The following is a 17,490-nucleotide window of genomic DNA, read 5'->3' as shown; positions in this document are numbered from 1 at the left end:
GCGCGGCTGGCCACCAGCCCAGGCTGAGACAGGCTCGTCTGTCAGCGCTGTGCTTCGCGGATCATGTTGCGGGCGATGATGACCTGCTGGATCTGGGTCGTGCCCTCGTACAGGCGGAACAGCCGCACGTCGCGGTAGAAGCGCTCGATGGCATATTCGCTGACATAGCCGGCGCCGCCGTGGATCTGCACGCCTCGGTCGGCCACGCGACCGCACATCTCGGTGGCAAACATCTTGGCGCAGGAGGCTTCGGTGCTCACGTTCAGGCCTTCGTCGCGCTTGCGCGCGGCGTCCAGCACCATGCAGCGGGCGGCATAGATCTCGGCCTTGCTGTCGGCCAGCATGCCCTGGATCAGCTGGAACTCGGCGATGGGCTGGCCGAACTGCTTGCGTTCGATGGCGTACTGCAGCGAGTCGGCGAGCATGCGTTCGGCGGCGCCGACGGAGAGCGCGGCGATATGCAGGCGGCCTTTGTCGAGCACCTTCATGGCGGTCTTGAAGCCGACGCCTTCCTTGCCGCCGATCAGGTTCCCGGCCGGTACGCGGACGTTCTCGAAAATCACGTCGGCGGTGTGGGCACCTTTCTGGCCCATCTTGTGGTCGCGCTTGCCGACGGTGACACCAGGCGTGTCGGCCTCGACGATGAACGAGCTGATGCCACCGGCGCCCTTGATTTCACGGCTGGTTCGAGCCATCACGGTGAAGATGCCGGCTTGCGGTGCGTTGGTGATGAAACGCTTGGTGCCGTTGATGACGTAGAACTCACCGTCGCGCACGGCAGTGGTCTTCAGGGAGGCGGCATCGGAGCCGGAGTCCGGCTCGGTCAGGCAGAAAGAGCTGAGGAACTCGCCGGCTGCCAGTTTGGGCAGGTACCTGGCCTTCTGCTCCTCGGTGCCGTCGAGCAGGATGCCGATGGAGCCAATGCCGTTGTTGGTGCCGATATAGGAGCGGAACGCCGGGGACGTGCGACCCAGTTCGAAAGCGATGTTCACTTCCTCTTCCATGGTCACGCCCAGACCGCCGAATTCCTCCGGAATGGTCAGGCCGAACAGGCCCATTTCCTTCATCTGCTCGACGATGTCCGCCGGCATCGAGTCGGTTTCGGCGACCTCGTTTTCGCGCGGGATCAGCGCTTCGTTGACGAACTGGCGGATGGAATCCAGCAGGATTTGCAGCGTTTCCGGATCGCGGATCATGTGTGCTCCTCGGGGGTCCGATGGTCGGACGCGTCATGTCGTCGAGGCACGACCCGCATCTCCATCAGCGGGTGCTGGCCTCGATGTTGCTAACCATGTGGACCAGTCGCGGTCCGATGTCCTCTTCCAGCTTTTCGCGCGAGAGCTGGAAACTCGGGCCGCCGCAGTTGAAAACCAGCAGCCCGTGCTGCGCATGCACCATGGGCACGGCAACCGCATTCACATCCCGGTGCCATTCGCCGATCGACAGGCAATAGCCATAGTCGGCGTAGTCCCGGAAGGCCTTTTCCAGGCTCTTGCGGATCTTTGGCCAGTCCTCCGCATGCCGGGTCCGGATGTGGTCCAGCAGAAAATCGCATTCGCTTTCCGGCAGGCCGGCCAGGCATGCACGTCCCGCCGAGCTCAGATGCAGGGGCAGATGGGTACCCACCTGGCGCCGCATCGTGAGGTTGCCCTGACCGTGCACGACGTCTAGGTAAACCATCTGTAGCCGGTCCCGAGCCGCCATCGCCACCGCCGCATTGGCGTGGTTGGCCAACTGTTCCATCAGCGGATGCGCCACAGCCCGAATCGACAGGTTGGAGAGCATCCCGTAGCCGAACGACATCACACCGACGTCCAGCTGGTATTTGCCCTGGGGCAACTGCTTCAGATAGCCCAGGCGCGTCAGCGTGTAAGTCAGCCGGCTGACGGTCGGCCGCGGCAGGTTGGCCTTGCGGGCCAGCTCCTGATTGCTCAGCACGCTTTCACGCGGGCTGAAGCAGCGCAGCAACTCCAGGCCCCGGGCTAGAGCGGTGACGAACTGGCGGTCCTTTTCCTCCTCATCGAGGGTCGACATCGGATCGATCAGTACCCGTTCGATCTCCGAAGCTGCGTCCTTGTCCGGGGACCGATCCTTGATCTTGCGTTGCATGGTAGAGCCTCCATTTTCATAAAATCAAGTTTTCGAAATTGTATTCCGCATAGCGGACATTCAGCAACTACGACATACGGAAAGTTTTTTGTCTCTCAAAAGCCCGTGCAATGGGCCTTTGCTGAGGATAACGACGTATCGACAAGAAGTGACATTTACAAAAAACGAAGTTGGAACCTATTATTTGGTCAAAGTGTGGAATGGCATTTCGCATAGCGGACATTGCTGCATGATCAAACCGGAGCCGAAATGAATCAACCAATCGATCCAGTCGTGCTGCTGGAGTACCCGGCCGACGGTGTCGCCCTCGTGCGTATCAACCGCCCCGACGCCAAGAACGCGCTCAATGCGGCCGTTCGCCATCAGCTGGCCGAGCACTTCCGCGCGCTGGCCCGGCGCGACGACATCCGCGCCGTCGTGCTTAGCGGGGATGAGCAGTTCTTCGTGGCGGGGGCGGACATCAGGGAATTCGCCAGCGCCTCGCCGATCGAGATGTATGGCCGTCACACCGAGCTGCTATGGGAGCCGATTGCCCGCTGCCCGAAGCCGGTCATCGCCGCCGTCAACGGCTTCGCCCTGGGCGGCGGCTGCGAACTGGCGATGCACTGCGACATCATCGTGGCCGGCGAGTCGGCCCGCTTCGCCCAGCCGGAAGTCAAGCTCGGCCTGATGCCGGGCGCCGGTGGTACCCAGCGCCTGATTCGCGCGGTCGGCAAGTTCCAGGCCATGCGCATCGCCTTGACCGGCTGCATGGTCAAGGCGCCCGAGGCGTTGGCCATTGGCATGGTCAGCGAAGTGGTGCCGGACGACCAGACCCTCGGGCGCGCCCTGGCCCTGGCCGGCGAAATCGCCGCGCTGCCGCCGCTGGCGGTGCAACAGATCAAGGAAGTGATGCTGGCCGGCGCCGATCTGCCGCTGGACAGCGCACTGACCCTGGAGCGCAAGGCGTTCCAGCTGCTGTTCGATTCCGCCGATCAGAAGGAAGGCGCCGCCGCCTTCTTCGAGAAGCGCAAACCCACCTACCGCGGAGAATAGGCATGGCTCGCTCGATCAACATCATGGGGCTGGTCGGCACCGGCGTAATGGGCGCCGGTATCGCCCAGATCGCGGCACAGGCTGGCGTGCAGGTGCGTCTGTACGATGCCCGCGAAGGCGCGGCCGGCGACGCTCGCGACAACCTCGGCGCAACCCTCGGCAAGCTGGTTGCCAAGGGCAAGATCGGCCAGGACGCCGCCGACGCCGCCCTGGCACTGCTCAAGCCGGTCGCCACCATCGAGGAGCTCTCGGGATGCGACATGGTGGTGGAAGCCATCGTCGAGAATCTGGATGCCAAGCGTGGCCTGCTGACCCAGCTGGAAGGCATCGTCGACGCCGAGTGCATCCTGGCGACCAACACCTCGTCGCTGTCGGTGAGCGCCATCGCCACCGCCTGCCGGTATCCGCAGCGGGTCGCCGGCTTTCACTTCTTCAACCCCGTTCCGTTGATGAGGGTGGTGGAAGTCATCGACGGCATCGCCACCGATCCGGCCGTCAGCGATGCCCTGCTGGAGCTGGCCGGGCGCATGGGGCACACCGGTGTGCGCGCCAAGGACACTCCCGGTTTCATCGTCAACCACGCCGGCCGTGCCTACGGCACCGAAGCCCTGAAGATCCTCGGCGAGGGTGTCGCCCAGCAAGGCGAGGTGGACCGCATCCTGCGTGAGGGCGCCGGTTTCCGCATGGGCCCGCTGGAGCTGTTCGACCTCACCGCGCTGGACGTTTCCCATCCGGTGATGGAATCCATCTACAACCAGTTCTACCACGACCCGCGCTACACGCCGTCGCCGCTGACCCGCCAGATGCTGGTGGCCGGTCGCGTCGGCCGCAAGGTGGGGCAGGGCTTCTACCGCTATCAGAACGGCCAGATGGTCGATGCGCCGCAACCGCAACCGGTGCCGAGCGTCGAGCAGTTGCCGCCGGTGTGGGTCGCCACCGAAAACGCGAACGACCGGCAGAAGCTGGTCGAGCTGCTCGACCAGCTGGGTGCGCAGGTGGAGACGGGGGAGCGTCCCTCCGAGCAGGCGCTGTGCCTGATCGCCCCCTACGGCTATGACGCCACCACCGCCGCCGGGCGCTTCGGCGTGGATGCAGCGCGCACCCTGTGCATCGACCTGCTGACCGACCTGTCTCGCCATCGCACGCTGATGATGACCCCGGCCACCCATCCGGACATGCGCGCTGCCGCCCATGCCCTGTTCGCCCGCGATGGTGTGGGCGTCAGCGTAATCCGCGACAGTGTCGGCTTCGTGGCCCAGCGCGTGCTGGCCATGGTGGTCAACCTGGCCTGCGACATCGCTCAGCAGCGGATCGCCAGCCCCGAGGACATCGACCAGGCCGTGCGCCTGGGCCTGGGTTACCCGCAGGGTCCGCTGGCCTGGGGCGACAGCCTCGATCCACGTCGCCTGCTGACCATACTCGAGCGCATGGTGAGCGTGACCAACGATCCGCGTTACCGCCCGAGCCCCTGGCTGCGTCGTCGTGCCCAACTGGGGCTGTCGTTGCGCCTGGATGAGCCGTCCGCCGTTTAACCGCTTTCTATACAGGTATCGTCATGTTGAACGCCTACATCTACGCAGGTCTGCGTACACCCTTCGGACGCCACGGCGGTGGTCTGGCGCCGGTGCGCCCGGATGACCTGATTGCCGACGTGATCCGCGAGCTGATCGCCCGCAGCGGAATCGACGGCGCCGCCGTCGATGACGTGATTCTCGGCAATACCAACCAGGCCGGCGAGGACAGCCGCAACATCGCGCGTCACGCCGTGCTGCTCTCCGGCCTGCCGGTCAGCGTGCCCGGCCAGACCGTCAATCGCCTGTGCGCCAGCGGCCTGGCCGCGGTGGTCGATGCCGCCCGCGCCGTCACCTGCGACGAGGGCGAGCTGTTCGTGGCCGGCGGCGTGGAAAGCATGTCCCGTGCCCCGTTCGTCATGGCCAAGGCGGAAAGGGCCTACAGCCGCGACTTCACGATGTATGACAGCACCATCGGCGCGCGCTTCCCGAACCCGAAGCTCATCGAGCAGTTCGGCAACGACAGCATGCCGCAGACCGGCGACAACGTGGCCCGCGAGTTCGGCATCAGCCGTGAAGCGGCCGACACCTTCGCCGCCGCGTCGCAAGCCAGGTTCGAGGCCGCCCGCCAGGCGGGTTTCTTCGCCGAGGAAATCCTGCCGGTGAGCGTGCCGACCGGGCGCAAGACCCCGCCGAACGTGATCGCCGAGGACGAGCATCCGCGTCCGCAATCCGACATGGCCGCACTGGCCAAACTGCGCCCGCTGTTCGAGAACGGCGTGGTCACTGCCGGTAACGCCTCGGGCGTGAACGACGGCGCCGCCGCGCTGCTGATCGGCAGCCAGGCCGCGGGCGAGAAGCATGGCCTCAAGCCCATGGCGCGCATCCTGTCGGCCGCGGTCGCCGGCGTCGAGCCACGCATCATGGGTGTCGGCCCGGTGGACGCCATCAACAAGGCGCTGGCCCGCGCCGGCCTGAGCCTGGCCGACATGGACATCATCGAAATCAACGAAGCCTTCGCTTCCCAGGTGCTGAGCTGCCTGAAGGGCCTGGACGTGGCGTTCGACGACCCGCGCGTCAATCCCAACGGTGGCGCCATCGCCGTAGGCCACCCGCTTGGGGCTTCTGGCGCGCGGCTGGCACTGTCCACCGCGCGTGAGCTGCAGCGCAGCGGCAAGCGCTATGCGGTCATCAGCCTGTGCATCGGTGTCGGCCAGGGCCTGGCCATGGTCATCGAGCGCGTCTGAGCAAAAGGCCTTTGGCCCTGTGAACCAGGCCGGCGGAGTTCTGCGCCGGCCGCGTTAGAAAGGTAAGAGACATGGGTGCATTGAGTGGGATTCGGGTGCTGGACCTGAGTCGTGTATTGGCGGGTCCCTGGTGCGGTCAGGTTCTGGCCGACCTGGGCGCCGAAGTGATCAAGGTCGAGCGCCCGCGCGTGGGCGACGATACCCGTGGCTGGGGCCCGCCCTACATGAAAACCCCGGACGGCGAGAACAGCATCGAGGCGTCCTATTACCAGTCCGCCAACCGCAACAAGCTGTCGGTGGCCGTCAACATCGCCACGCCGGAAGGCCAGGAGCTGGTGCGCGCACTGGCTGCTACCTCCGACGTGCTGATCGAGAACTACAAGGCAGGCTCGCTGGCCAAGTACGGTCTGGATTACGCCAGCCTGTCCCAGGTCAATCCGCGCCTGGTGTACTGCTCGATCACCGGCTTTGGCCAGACCGGCCCGCGCGCCGAGGAGCCCGGCTACGACTTCATCATCCAGGGCATGGGTGGCCTGATGAGCGTCACCGGCGAGAAGGACGGTGTGCCGGGTGCCGGCCCGCAGAAGGTAGGCGTGGCCGTGGCCGACGTGATGACCGGCCTGTACTCGACCGTCGCCATCCAGGCCGCGCTGCTGGCTCGTGAGAAGACCGGCCGCGGCCAGCACTGCGACATGGCGCTGCTGGACGTACAGGTGGCGGCCCTGGGCAACCAGAGCCAGAACTACCTGAGCACCGGCCGCTCGCCGGGGCGCCAGGGCAATGCCCACGTGAACATCGTGCCGTATCAGGTGTTCACTGCCAGCGACATGGATTTCATCATCGCCTGCGGCAACGACACCCAGTTCGTCGCCTTGTGCGATGCCATCGGCCTGCCGGAACTGCCGCTGGACCCGCGCTTCACCAGGAACGCCGATCGCGTGCGCAACCGCGAGGCCATCGTCGGGTTGCTCGCCGAACGCTTCCTGAAGGATACCGCCGACAACTGGGTCAGCCGGATCCACGCGGCAAAGGTGCCGGTCGGCGTGATCAACGACATCGGCCGTGCCCTGGCCGAGCCGCAGGTGCTGGCCCGCGACATGCTGGTCAACATCCCGCACGCCATGAACCCGGACTTCAGGATGGTCGGCAGCCCGGTGAAGCTTTCCGAGACCCCGGTCGAGTACCAGCGGCCGGCACCGATGCTCGGCGAACACACGGAGCAGGTGCTGAAGTCCCGGCTTGGGCTTTCGGCCGATGCGCTGGAGGTTCTGAAAAGCAAGGGGGTCATCGAGCAACTCGAATAGCCCATCTCGTCCACCGGTACGGGCTCACTGCCCGAGCCGGACGTCCAACCGGTCATGTCGCGGCATGCACCGGATCAGCAAATACCCAACCATAAGAGAGACAATATGAACAAGCTGATGAAAATGCTGGTGGCGGCAAGCACCGCCGTATTCCTTCCGCTGATGGCCTCGACTGCCCAGGCTGCCGACTGGCCGGCCAAAAACATCACGCTGGTCGTTCCGTATGCCGCTGGCGGCTCCACGGATATCCTGTCCCGTCGGGTGGCCGACCTGCTGGGCACCGAACTGGGTGTAACGGTGATCGTCGAGAACCGTCCAGGTGCCGGTACCACGGTTGCCACCGCGCAGCTGGCCCGGGTTTCCAAGCGCGATGCCGATTACCGCGTGCTGATGGCCTCGCCGGGGCACACCGTTGGCGCGAGCCTGTATCCGCTGTCCTATGACCCGGTAAAGGACTTCCGCTTCATTCAGAACGTCATCGACATCCCCAACGTCCTGGTCGTACCGGCCAAGAGCAAGTTCCAGACCTTCCAGGAGTTTGTGCAGGCGGCGAAAACCGAGCAGCTCTCCTTCAGCTCGCCCGGCATCGGCAGCTCCATCCATATGTCGGGTGAACTGTTCAAGGCCAAGATCGGCGCGCAGAACATGACCCACGTTCCGTTCCGTGGGAGCGGCGAGGCACTTCCGGCGCTGCTGGCCGGCGACGTGGATTTCTCGTTCGAGAACCTGCCGACCGTGTACCCGATGATCAAGTCCGGGCAACTGCGAGTTCTGGCTGTGACCACCAGCGAGCCGTCGCCCTTCCTGCCTGACGCGCCGACCGTGCAGTCCGTTGGCGCCGAGCAGGGGCTGTCTGACTTCGCGACCTCAGCCTGGTTCGGTCTCATCAGTAGCGAATCGATGTCCGACGAGGCCTACGGCAAGCTCCAGGCCGCGGTGGGCAGCGTCATGCAAAGCCAGGCGTTCAAGGACTTCCTGCCTCAGCTGGGCGCTGTCGCCGGCAAGGAGTCGGGTGACGCGTTCAAGGCCATGGTCGAGCGGGATATCAAGCAGTGGGCTGATCTGGTTGAAGCCGCCGGCCTCGGCGAATAAACCACTGCAGCTTCGCAGGGCGTCGCCGCAGGCGACGCCCCTGTCTGACTGGGTAGATTATGAAAAACACGACTATTCGCCAGAGAGCGTCCAGGCTTGCCAGCGCCGATGCGGCTGTCAGCCTGATTCTGATCGCGACATCCCTTGCGTTTCTGTTTTATCTGGTTCCGGAGTACATCGTGGAGCCTCGCCGGCTGCAGTCTCCTCTGCTGTCGCCGCTGATCCTTCCGCAGATCATGGGTTGGCTGATCCTGTTGCTCGGCATCGGCCTGGTGCTGGGCATGCTGTTCGGCCCGGAGCGCGCCCGGGTTGAACGCAACTCTCGCCTGCGTGATCTGCCGGTCCGCCAGTGGCTGCTGCCGATACTGGCCTTCGCCGTTTACTACTTCGGTTTCGAGCCGATCGGCGCGGCGGTATGCGGTGTGCTGGCCACCCTGTTGCTGTTCATCGCCATGGGCGTCAGGCGCATCGGCATCTATCTGCTGGGTGTCGCGATGCCGGTCGGCATCTGCCTGGCCTTCGACTATGGCCTGAATGTTCCCCTGCCTTACGGCTCTCTCTGGGGATATTGAGTCCCGCCTGATGAGACTATGAAATGGACCAGATCCTCGAGGTGCTCAGCCTTTTCCTGAGCGTGGAAAACATCCTGATGATCGCGCTCGGCGTGGTCATCGGCGTCGTGATCGGCGCCATTCCCGGGCTGACCGCAACCATGGCGGTAGCCCTGGCCCTGCCGTTCACCTTCGGCATGGAGCCGGTCACCGCGATTCTGCTGCTGGTCGGGATCTACAAGGGCGGCATGTATGGTGGATCGATCACCGCCATCCTGATCCGCACCCCCGGTTCCCCGGCATCGGCCAGCACCCTGCTGGACGGTTACCCGATGGCGCAGAAGGGTGAGGCCAAGAAGGCACTGTCCATGGCGCTGTACGCGTCCTGCATCGCCGACTTCATCTCCAACCTGTCGCTGATCTTCCTGGCCGGCTACCTGGCCAAGCTGGCGCTGAGCTTCGGGCCGCCGGAATACTTCTGGCTGATCTGCTTCTCGCTGACCATCATCATCTCCGTTTCCGGCGACTCGGTGATGAAAGGGCTGATCGCCGCGGCGTTGGGCGTGATCCTCGCGCTGGTGGGCATGGACCCGGTCTACGGCACCGAGCGCCTGACCTTCGACAACTACAACCTGATGGATCGCATCAACTTCATCCCGCTGTTGATTGGTCTGTTCGCCATTCCCGAAATCCTCGAGTTCTATCTGTCGCGCGCTCGTGAGCACATCCAGACCGCCGTGTCCGGTGCCGACGTGACCTGGCAGGAACTCAAGGGCAGCATGCGCAGCATCATTCGCGGCAGCTTCATCGGCGTGATCATCGGTGCGATTCCGGGTACCGGCGCGACTGCCGCCTCGTTCATCTCCTATTCGGAAGCACGCCGCAACTCGCCCAACCGGGACAATTTCGGCAAAGGTGAAATCGAAGGTGTGGCCGCGGCCGAGGCGGGCAACAACGCAGTCGCCGGTGCGACCATGATTCCGTTGCTGTCGCTGGGCATCCCCGGCGACGTGATCACCGCGATCATCCTCGGCGCCTTCATGATCCATGGACTGACTCCCGGACCGATCCTGTTCCAGGAAAACATGAACCTGATCTACGCCCTGTTCTGCGGCATCATGCTCAGCTCCGTGGTGCTGTTCGGTACCGGCAAGCTGGCGATCCGGTATTTCTCCCGCATTGCCGATGTGCCCAAGCAGATCCTGTTCCCCATCGTATTGATGTTCTGCATCTACGGCGCCTACGCCGTGAACAACAGCACCTTCGATATCGCGGTCATGCTGGTGTTCGGCCTGGTCGGCTTCATCTTCAATCGCACCGGATTCGCCTCGGCGCCATTCCTGATCGGCTTCATCCTGGGGCCGATGCTGGAGGATAACTTCCGCCGCTCGCTGCTGATCAGCAACAACAATTTCGATGTGTTCGTTCGTGGCCCCATCGACTGGTTCTTCATCGCCCTGACGGTGCTCTCCCTGGGCTTTGCCTTGCATCGCTACATTCAATCGCTACGCACCCATTGATCGCCACCACCCCTGTGGTGCCTGCAATCGGAGACATTCATGAAAATACTGGTAACAGTCAAACGAGTGGTCGATTACAACGTCAAGGTTCGCGTCAAGGCGGACAATTCTGGCGTTGATCTCGCCAACGTCAAGATGTCGATGAACCCCTTCTGCGAAATCGCCGTGGAAGAAGCCGTACGCCTGAAAGAGAAGGGCGTGGCGAGCGAAATCGTCGTCGTCTCCATCGGTCCGAGCGCTGCCCAGGAGCAGCTGCGCACCGCGCTGGCACTGGGCGCCGATCGCGCCGTGCTGGTCGAGTCCAATGACGAGCTGAACTCGCTGGCGGTCGCCAAGCTGCTCAAGGCCGTGGTCGACAAGGAGCAGCCGCAACTGGTCATCCTCGGCAAGCAGGCCATCGACAGCGACAACAACCAGACCGGCCAGATGCTCGGCGCACTGACCGGCTATGCGCAGGGCACCTTCGCCTCCAAGGTGGAAGTGGCGGGCGACAAGGTCAACGTGATCCGTGAAATCGACGGCGGCCTGCAGACCGTCGCGCTCAGCCTGCCAGCGATCGTGACCACCGACCTGCGCCTGAACGAGCCGCGCTACGCGTCGCTGCCGAACATCATGAAGGCCAAGAAGAAGCCGCTGGAAGTGCTGACCCCGGATGCACTGGGCGTCGCCACCGCTTCCACCGTGAAGACCCTGAAAGTCGAAGCACCGGCTGCCCGCAGCGCCGGCATCAAGGTCAAGTCCGTGGCTGAACTGGTCGAGAAACTGAAGAACGAGGCGAAGGTAATCTAAATGACGATCCTGGTTATCGCTGAACACAACAACGCCGTCCTCGCGGCCGCGACCCTGAACACCGTTGCTGCCGCTGCCAAGATCGGTGGCGACATCCACGTACTGGTCGCCGGCAGCGGTTGCGCTGCCATCGGCGAGGCCGCCGCGCAGATCGAAGGCGTGGCCAAGGTACTGGTTGCCGATGACGCAGCCTATGCCAACCAACTGCCGGAAAACGTCGCGCCGCTGATCGCTGGCCTGGCGAAGGATTACAGCCATGTGCTGGCGGCTGCCACCACCAACGGCAAGAACTTCCTGCCGCGCGTCGCCGCCCAGCTGGACGTCGACCAGATTTCCGAGATCATTGCGGTTGAAAGCGCCGATACCTTCAAGCGCCCGATCTATGCCGGTAACGCCATCGCGACCGTGCAGTCCAGCGCCGCGATCAAGGTCATCACCGTGCGTGCGACCGGCTTCGATGCCGTGAATGCCACCGGCGGTTCGGCTGCGGTCGAGCAGATCTCCGGCACCGGCGACGCCGGCAAGTCCGCCTTCGTCGGCGAAGAGCTGGCCAAGTCGGATCGTCCGGAGCTGACCGCCGCCAAGATCGTCGTTTCCGGTGGTCGCGGCATGCAGAACGGCGACAACTTCAAGCACCTGTACTCGCTGGCCGACAAGCTCGGCGCGGCAGTCGGCGCCTCGCGTGCCGCGGTCGACGCCGGTTTCGTGCCGAACGACATGCAGGTCGGCCAGACCGGCAAGATCGTCGCACCGCAGCTGTACATCGCGGTCGGTATCTCCGGTGCCATCCAGCACCTGGCCGGCATGAAGGACTCCAAGGTAATCGTCGCGATTAACAAGGACGAGGAAGCGCCGATCTTCCAGGTAGCCGACTACGGCCTGGTGGGCGACCTGTTCGAGCTCGTGCCGGAGCTGGAAAAAGCCATCTAAAGTTGGAAACCAATCCGCCCTGCGCTAGCGGAGCCTCGTTCCTCGTGTTGGCTTCTCAGACGAGAACGATGTATCCACGCAGGGCTTGCCATTCGCGACAGCCCCTGCTTGAAAATCCATCGACGCACTTGTCGGGCGCGTATGGCGAGCGCGCCAGGCCTGGCGGTTCGCCAGCACGCTCTGCTTCCTCTCTTCATAAATCTTCCTCCGTCCACTTGGCCGCTGTAGAGCGAACCGTGGACCAAGGGATTATGAGTTGCCTCGAAACGCCGCAAGCCCAGTAAAACCGAGAGCAGCTCAGCGCAAGTAAAATAAGCTGAAGGCAGCGTGGTTACTGGGCTTTAGCGAAATTTTGCGAAACCTGAAAAAGCTAGGGACTGTACCGCTAGCGTACTGTTTTTGTACCTCAGAAACGCTATTTTCACTTGTCACAGTGTCGCGTGCCGGGCTGACGCGAGAAACGTTGAGTATCCGTACGAATCTTCTCAACGACATCAATCAGCTGGGCACCACAGAGCCCCTGCTCGGTATCTGCACGCAACTCCTCGAGCCAGGTGGGACGCCCAGAAAAATGCGGCCATAGCTCATGGTCAGCTTCCAGCAGATGAGGGCGGCACCTGTCCAGCCAGTTGGGAATAAGCCCTTTATGGTGGCTCAGCTGATACAGGGCAGCCGCATCCAGCTGCGAGCGGCGCATGAGGGCACCGTGGTGATGGGCAATCGCCAACACCTGCAGAAGATGAATCAGGCTCGGCCAATGCTTGAGATCTCCACCTTCAGTGAGGTGGTAAAAGCGCCTGCACGCCGAGTGGTCCTCATCTATTTGCTCCAGAACCAGGGCGTAATAGCCTTCCGAGCCCGGCCCGATTTCGTGAGTATCGGGTGTTACCAGATGCAGTTTGAACTCGAAGCAGGCCCCGGGTGTGCGCTGCTACTGAAACCATTGATGTAGCCGTTCCGGCGCTTTGTAGCTGAAAAGGTGCTGGTGGGCTGAGTCGCTTTTCCCGGTTAGCCAGCCTTCTTCGAGCGCGAAATGCTGATCGAGCCAATCCAGATGTGCCTGACGCAAGGCCAGCTTGAGCTGGTCGGCGTGCGACCACTGGTAGGCTGAAAGTTGAAGGGACTCCGGCAGCAAGGCGTTGATCTCAGTGCGAGCGACGCCATGGGCTTCAAAAGTCGCCAGCACGCGTGCTGCCTGCTGGCGTACAGGGTTGCGCCGTTCACTAAGCCAGGCAAACAGGCGCTGTAGCAAATCAATCCAGTCCTTGGGGTTCATGCCGGTGCTCCTGCGTTAATGAGTGATTGGCATGTTTACGCCGAGGCTTTCCTGCCGCGCTTGGCCTTGGGGGCGGCGGTGCGTTGGGCTTTGATGCGTTCCAGCAGCACGCTGGCCGGTTCGTCGTTCGGGTCTTGCGGAACCAGTTCGCCACGGAAGGCCTTGGCCAAGATGCTTTGGGTCAGGTGGTCGATACGGCTTTTGGCGCTTTGCACTTTGCTTTCAAGCTGGTCGGCGAAGGCGAAGAGCTGTTCGACGCGGCGGACGATTTCGGTTTGTTCTTCCTCCGGCGGAACCGGAAGTGGAAGCTCTCTGCAAATCTCTAGGGTCAGATTGAATTGACCAGCTGTGGCTTTTGCTCGCGAAACCGCATGGCTTAGGACTTCTTCAGTGCGCAGACAGAGAGCCAGATATGCTGCGGAAATTTCGTCGCCTGCTCTGAACCGTGCAATAGCTTGGTTTATGTTCCATTCGGGATATGTTGCAGGGACGATTGAAACCTTGCCTAGCGGAGGGCCGACAATATTCATTAGGACATCGCCGGGTTTTACGATTGACCTTTTCAAGTCAGTCGAGTGGGTGCTTGAGTCGACAAACGTTGGATCAATGGAAAAATCTAGCGCTCCTGTAAATGTCAGGTTGTAGACCTTGATATATGGAACCTCACCATGGCCCGCAGTCATCTTTTCTTTTGAGGGGGTCGTTCCTTTGGTGATGAATCCGCAAATATCACCTGCGGTTTTTGACGACCAGCCAACTGGAAGCGAGCTACTCGCTGGCGCCGTTGTTGGGCTTCCTTCGTCAACCCAACCTACATTTTGTGCGCGCCGCTCCTCCGTCAATCGCCCGGAAACGGCGGCGGCGAGGACGGATTGGCGGAAGCGTTTGAGCAGGGCGGGGATGGCGTTGATGCGGGCTTTGAGGGTACCGACCTGAGCCAGCAGTTCATCGAGTTTTTGGGCGATGCGGGTTTGCTCGGCGAGTGGCGGAAAGGAAATCTCTGTTTTCTCGAAAGTCCCCTTGGTTACATGACGTAGGCCCACCCCACCTTGAGCTGAGCTGATTAGCTCATCCAACTTCTGATTAATCGCGTAACGAAGAAATCCACGGTTAGTCTCTCGTTCCGAAAACTCAATCTTGAAAATGTGCTGATTCAGAATGGCATCGCCGCCATGCCAAATATGCGCGCCAAAAGAAGTGCCTGGCGTGCCGGACCAAGCAAACAATAAGTCGCCATTTTTAACATGGTGCTTTGCGTCAAACTCTCCCGAGAAATGATTGAACTTTGAAGCCGGATTGTTCAGGTTTTGAATCCTGATGATCGGTAAACCGGACTCTGACCACTCTTGAGGCTTGAATGCGCGGCCATTGATCAGGTTGCATAGATCGCCAATTTCGGCGCGTCCCCACCCACTCGGCAACTCACTCATCCCCAGCCTCCTGAACCACCGAAAGCCCCATCACCTCCGCCATCAACTGCTTCTGCGCCGCCACTTCATCACCAGCCCCCAGCGCCTTCATCAGCTCTTCCAGCTCATGCAGCGCTTCGGTTAGTTCGGCCATGGCCTCGCCGGCCAGCACTTCCGGGGCAGGCAGGTCGGCGGCATCCAGGCTATCGGCATCCTTTAGCCAGCTGATATCCAGGGAGTCGCCGCGTTCGCGAATCTGTTCACGGGTAAACACTCGGAAGCGGCTCAGTTCGCCGATGCCTTCGACGTTCTCGGCACGGGGGCTGTTGCCGTTGGGGTCATCCCCATAGGCCTCTTCAAAGGGTTTGAGGTGCTGGGCACCAAAGGGGGTGCGTTTGCCGAAGCTGGGCATATTGCTGCGTAGGTCATAGACCCAGACGCGCTGGGTGCAGCCCTTTTCCTGGCGTGGGTTCTCTGCTGTGCCCTTTTGGAAGAACAGCACATTGGTCTTTACGCCCTGGGCGTAGAAGATGCCGGTGGGCAGGCGCAGGATGGTGTGCAGGTTGCATTTGTCCATCAGGTCGCGGCGTACCTCGGTGCCGACGCCGGCCTCGAACAATACGTTGTCCGGCAGTACCACGGCGGCGCGGCCGCCGGGTTTAAGGCCACGGTAGATATGCTGGAGAAAGGCCAGCTGCTTGTTGCTGGTCTTGTAGGTGAGGTCGTCACGGGTTGGGCCACCGCCACCTTTGGCCGTGCCAAAGGGCGGGTTGGAGAGAATCACGTCCACTTTGGGTAGGTTGGCCCCGCTCTGGCCCAGGGCGTTGCCCAGGTGCACCACGCCTTCTTCATCACCTTCCATGCCGTGCAGCAAGGTGTTCATCAGCGCCAAGCGGCGAGTGCCGGGCACCAGTTCGATGCCGACAAAGGCCTTGTTGCGCTGAAAGCTCCGGGCTTTCTCATCGAGGTCGTAGAGGTCGTCGGTGTGGCGCTTGATATACGCGTCGGCGGCAATCAGGAAGCCTGCGGTGCCAGCGGCTGGGTCCTGGATGGTTTCACCGGGCTGCGGCTTAAGGCAGTTGATGATGCTGTCGATCAGCGGGCGCGGGGTGAAGTACTGGCCAGCGCCAGATTTGGTTTCGTTGGCGTTCTTTTCCAGCAGGCCTTCGTAGAGGTCGCCGAGGCCATCCTGGCGGGCGCTGAACCAGTCGATGCCGTCCAGGCTTTTGATCAACTGTTCCAGGTGGCGCGGCTCTTTCAGGCGCGTTTGCGCGTCGGCATAGATGGCGGCGATCAGCGGGTCGCTGTTCTTGCCCAGATCCAGCAGCATCTGCCGGTAGTGGTCGAGCAGGTTAAGACCGGATTTGTCGGTGAGATCCGGCCAGCGCGCGCCTGCGGGCAGCTTGTGCTCGAACTGGTTGCCGCTCTGGGCCTGTTCGTATTCCATCTTGATAAACAGCAGGAGCACCAGTTCGGTGACGTAGTCGCTGTAGTTGATGCCGTCGTCGCGCAGCACGTCGCAGAGGTTCCAGAGCTTCTGGACGATATCGGAGTTGGTCATTGGGTGGTCTCTAATTGGCTCATGACGTGAGCCGAATACATCGGCTATTCGGCTCACGGGGAAATAGGGAGGCTTAGTCGGGTGTTTGCCAGAAAGGATCGTTCTGCCAGTCGGGCGGAAAGCCCATGGCCCGTAGGTTGGTCTCTGGAAAATCTGCCAGTAGGTCATGCAGACGTCTGTCCCAACTGGTATGCGGGCTAACCTGGCGCATCAGCAGGTTGAGGATGCACAGCACGGTGAACAGGCGGGCATGTTGTCCGGGTTGTTGCAGGTGTTGCGGCCATGGGAAATTGACCGCCCTGGGTAGTTCAGGGCGGATGCCCAGCTCGCGGTTCCACAGGCGTGCGTGGTGCGCACAGATATTACGAATGGTGGTCAGGGTGTGCAGCCAGGATTGCAGCAGAGGGGCCGGTAGCTTCAGGCGTTTGGCGATGGCCTTTTTGTCGGCGTCGCGGGCCAGACCCTTGAACAGGTGCGAGAGATCGCCCAGGGTAATTTCTTCCATGGCCGCCCAGGCGGGCATGAGGTCGGGGGTGTTGTAGGTCAGGGCGTAATGGCGTGCGTAGCTTTCCTTGGCGCGCATGCTCTTGAGTTGCTCTTTGCGGGCGTCAGACGCGTGGGAGGCATCGATGCGCTGGCATTCGCGCAGATGATCCTGGAACGCCTTGTCCTGCTTGCTACGGATGCTGTCGAGCAGCGCCTGGTGCCGATAACTGCGCTGGAAGAGCTTTGGCTCCAGATACCAGTGCGAGCCATATTGCGGCCCCATGTGGTTGCTAATAACGGCTCTGGCCGCGACTTCTATGCGCTCGATGGCATCCATGACCAGCAGGCGCAGGCGACGGTCGAAGTCATACAGACGGGTGAGTGCCTGCAGACGGGTGCCGGGCTTGAAACCGTGGTCGGCATCTTCCGAAAGCTGGAATGGGCGCATGTAGGGCGTGAGGCGGAAGAAGCTGACCGCTTCCAGAAAGCAGTGCGCCTTGGCTTCGTCCTGGATGGTAAGTCCGCGCTGTTTGAGCAGGGTCAGCTGCGCAGGAATATCAATGGCGGGCTTGCTGAAGGGCTTCATGCGGAAAAACAATCGGGCATAAAAAACCCGCTCAATTTGTGCGTAGCTGCCGAAGCAACCATAGGCATGGCGGGTGTGTTGCGT

Annotated in this window: 17 protein-coding genes; 9 read left to right on the top strand and 8 right to left on the bottom strand. The window is 62.2% G+C overall.

Annotation, left to right across the window (positions count from 1 at the left end):
• Window positions 1-41: 41 nt before the first annotated feature.
• From P5703_RS19135 to P5703_RS23975, 3 genes are all read right to left on the bottom strand, one after another.
• Complete coding sequence (locus P5703_RS19135) at window positions 42-1,196, bottom strand: acyl-CoA dehydrogenase family protein (RefSeq protein ID WP_003295597.1); 1,155 nt, start codon at window positions 1,194-1,196, stop codon at window positions 42-44.
• A 64-nt stretch (window positions 1,197-1,260) separates the two neighbouring features.
• Window positions 1,261-2,109 carry an IclR family transcriptional regulator gene (locus tag P5703_RS19130; protein ID WP_003295599.1) on the bottom strand — a complete coding sequence of 283 codons (849 nt, stop codon included), beginning with the start codon at window positions 2,107-2,109 and terminating at the stop codon, window positions 1,261-1,263.
• Between the two features lie 67 nt (window positions 2,110-2,176).
• A complete protein-coding gene (locus tag P5703_RS23975; protein WP_352230424.1) occupies window positions 2,177-2,371 on the bottom strand; it encodes a hypothetical protein in 195 nt (64 codons plus the stop codon).
• Here P5703_RS23975 and P5703_RS19125 point away from each other — a divergent pair.
• The 9 genes from P5703_RS19125 to P5703_RS19085 all read left to right on the top strand — a co-directional run bounded on the left by P5703_RS19125 (window position 2,359) and on the right by P5703_RS19085 (window position 12,088).
• Complete coding sequence (locus P5703_RS19125) at window positions 2,359-3,144, top strand: enoyl-CoA hydratase (protein WP_200588824.1); 786 nt, start codon at window positions 2,359-2,361, stop codon at window positions 3,142-3,144. The genes P5703_RS23975 and P5703_RS19125 overlap by 13 nt on opposite strands.
• Before the next feature lie 2 nt (window positions 3,145-3,146).
• Window positions 3,147-4,676 carry a 3-hydroxyacyl-CoA dehydrogenase gene (locus tag P5703_RS19120; protein WP_200588823.1) on the top strand — a complete coding sequence of 510 codons (1,530 nt, stop codon included), beginning with the start codon at window positions 3,147-3,149 and terminating at the stop codon, window positions 4,674-4,676.
• 23 nt (window positions 4,677-4,699) lie between these two features.
• A complete protein-coding gene (locus P5703_RS19115) occupies window positions 4,700-5,902 on the top strand; it encodes a 3-oxoadipyl-CoA thiolase (RefSeq protein WP_200588822.1) in 1,203 nt (400 codons plus the stop codon).
• Window positions 5,903-5,973: 71 nt separating this feature from the next.
• Entirely contained in the window at window positions 5,974-7,206 is a 1,233-nt protein-coding gene (locus P5703_RS19110; protein ID WP_200588821.1) for a CaiB/BaiF CoA transferase family protein, read from the top strand.
• A gap of 105 nt (window positions 7,207-7,311) precedes the next feature.
• A complete protein-coding gene (locus P5703_RS19105) occupies window positions 7,312-8,298 on the top strand; it encodes a Bug family tripartite tricarboxylate transporter substrate binding protein (RefSeq protein WP_108241426.1) in 987 nt (328 codons plus the stop codon).
• 59 nt (window positions 8,299-8,357) lie between these two features.
• Window positions 8,358-8,870 carry a tripartite tricarboxylate transporter TctB family protein gene (locus P5703_RS19100; protein WP_200588820.1) on the top strand — a complete coding sequence of 171 codons (513 nt, stop codon included), beginning with the start codon at window positions 8,358-8,360 and terminating at the stop codon, window positions 8,868-8,870.
• Window positions 8,871-8,893: 23 nt separating this feature from the next.
• Window positions 8,894-10,369: a tripartite tricarboxylate transporter permease gene (locus P5703_RS19095; protein WP_003295612.1), complete on the top strand. Its 1,476-nt coding sequence runs from the start codon at window positions 8,894-8,896 to the stop codon at window positions 10,367-10,369.
• Between the two features lie 39 nt (window positions 10,370-10,408).
• On the top strand, window positions 10,409-11,158 hold the full coding sequence (locus tag P5703_RS19090) for an electron transfer flavoprotein subunit beta/FixA family protein (protein ID WP_200588819.1): 750 nt from the start codon (window positions 10,409-10,411) through the stop codon (window positions 11,156-11,158).
• A complete protein-coding gene (locus P5703_RS19085; protein WP_200588818.1) occupies window positions 11,159-12,088 on the top strand; it encodes an electron transfer flavoprotein subunit alpha/FixB family protein in 930 nt (309 codons plus the stop codon).
• Window positions 12,089-12,509: 421 nt separating this feature from the next.
• Here P5703_RS19085 and P5703_RS19080 read toward each other — a convergent pair whose 3' ends face one another.
• The 5 genes from P5703_RS19080 to P5703_RS19060 all read right to left on the bottom strand — a co-directional run bounded on the left by P5703_RS19080 (window position 12,510) and on the right by P5703_RS19060 (window position 17,406).
• Window positions 12,510-12,785, bottom strand: coding sequence for a hypothetical protein (locus P5703_RS19080; protein ID WP_200588817.1), 276 nt, complete (start codon window positions 12,783-12,785; stop codon window positions 12,510-12,512).
• Between the two features lie 234 nt (window positions 12,786-13,019).
• A complete protein-coding gene (locus tag P5703_RS19075; protein ID WP_200588816.1) occupies window positions 13,020-13,364 on the bottom strand; it encodes a hypothetical protein in 345 nt (114 codons plus the stop codon).
• A gap of 35 nt (window positions 13,365-13,399) precedes the next feature.
• Entirely contained in the window at window positions 13,400-14,794 is a 1,395-nt protein-coding gene (locus tag P5703_RS19070) for a restriction endonuclease subunit S (protein ID WP_200588815.1), read from the bottom strand.
• Window positions 14,787-16,334 (bottom strand): class I SAM-dependent DNA methyltransferase, encoded by a 1,548-nt coding sequence (locus P5703_RS19065; RefSeq protein ID WP_200588814.1) that lies wholly within the window; start codon window positions 16,332-16,334, stop codon window positions 14,787-14,789. The genes P5703_RS19070 and P5703_RS19065 overlap by 8 nt, the downstream gene beginning before the upstream one ends.
• A 73-nt stretch (window positions 16,335-16,407) precedes the next feature.
• Window positions 16,408-17,406 carry an Abi family protein gene (locus tag P5703_RS19060; protein WP_108241434.1) on the bottom strand — a complete coding sequence of 333 codons (999 nt, stop codon included), beginning with the start codon at window positions 17,404-17,406 and terminating at the stop codon, window positions 16,408-16,410.
• Window positions 17,407-17,490: the final 84 nt, after the last annotated feature.

Source organism: Stutzerimonas sp. FeSN7, assembly GCF_030263795.1.
Taxonomy (GTDB): domain Bacteria; phylum Pseudomonadota; class Gammaproteobacteria; order Pseudomonadales; family Pseudomonadaceae; genus Stutzerimonas; species Stutzerimonas stutzeri.
This window is presented reverse-complemented; position numbering and strand designations above follow the sequence as displayed.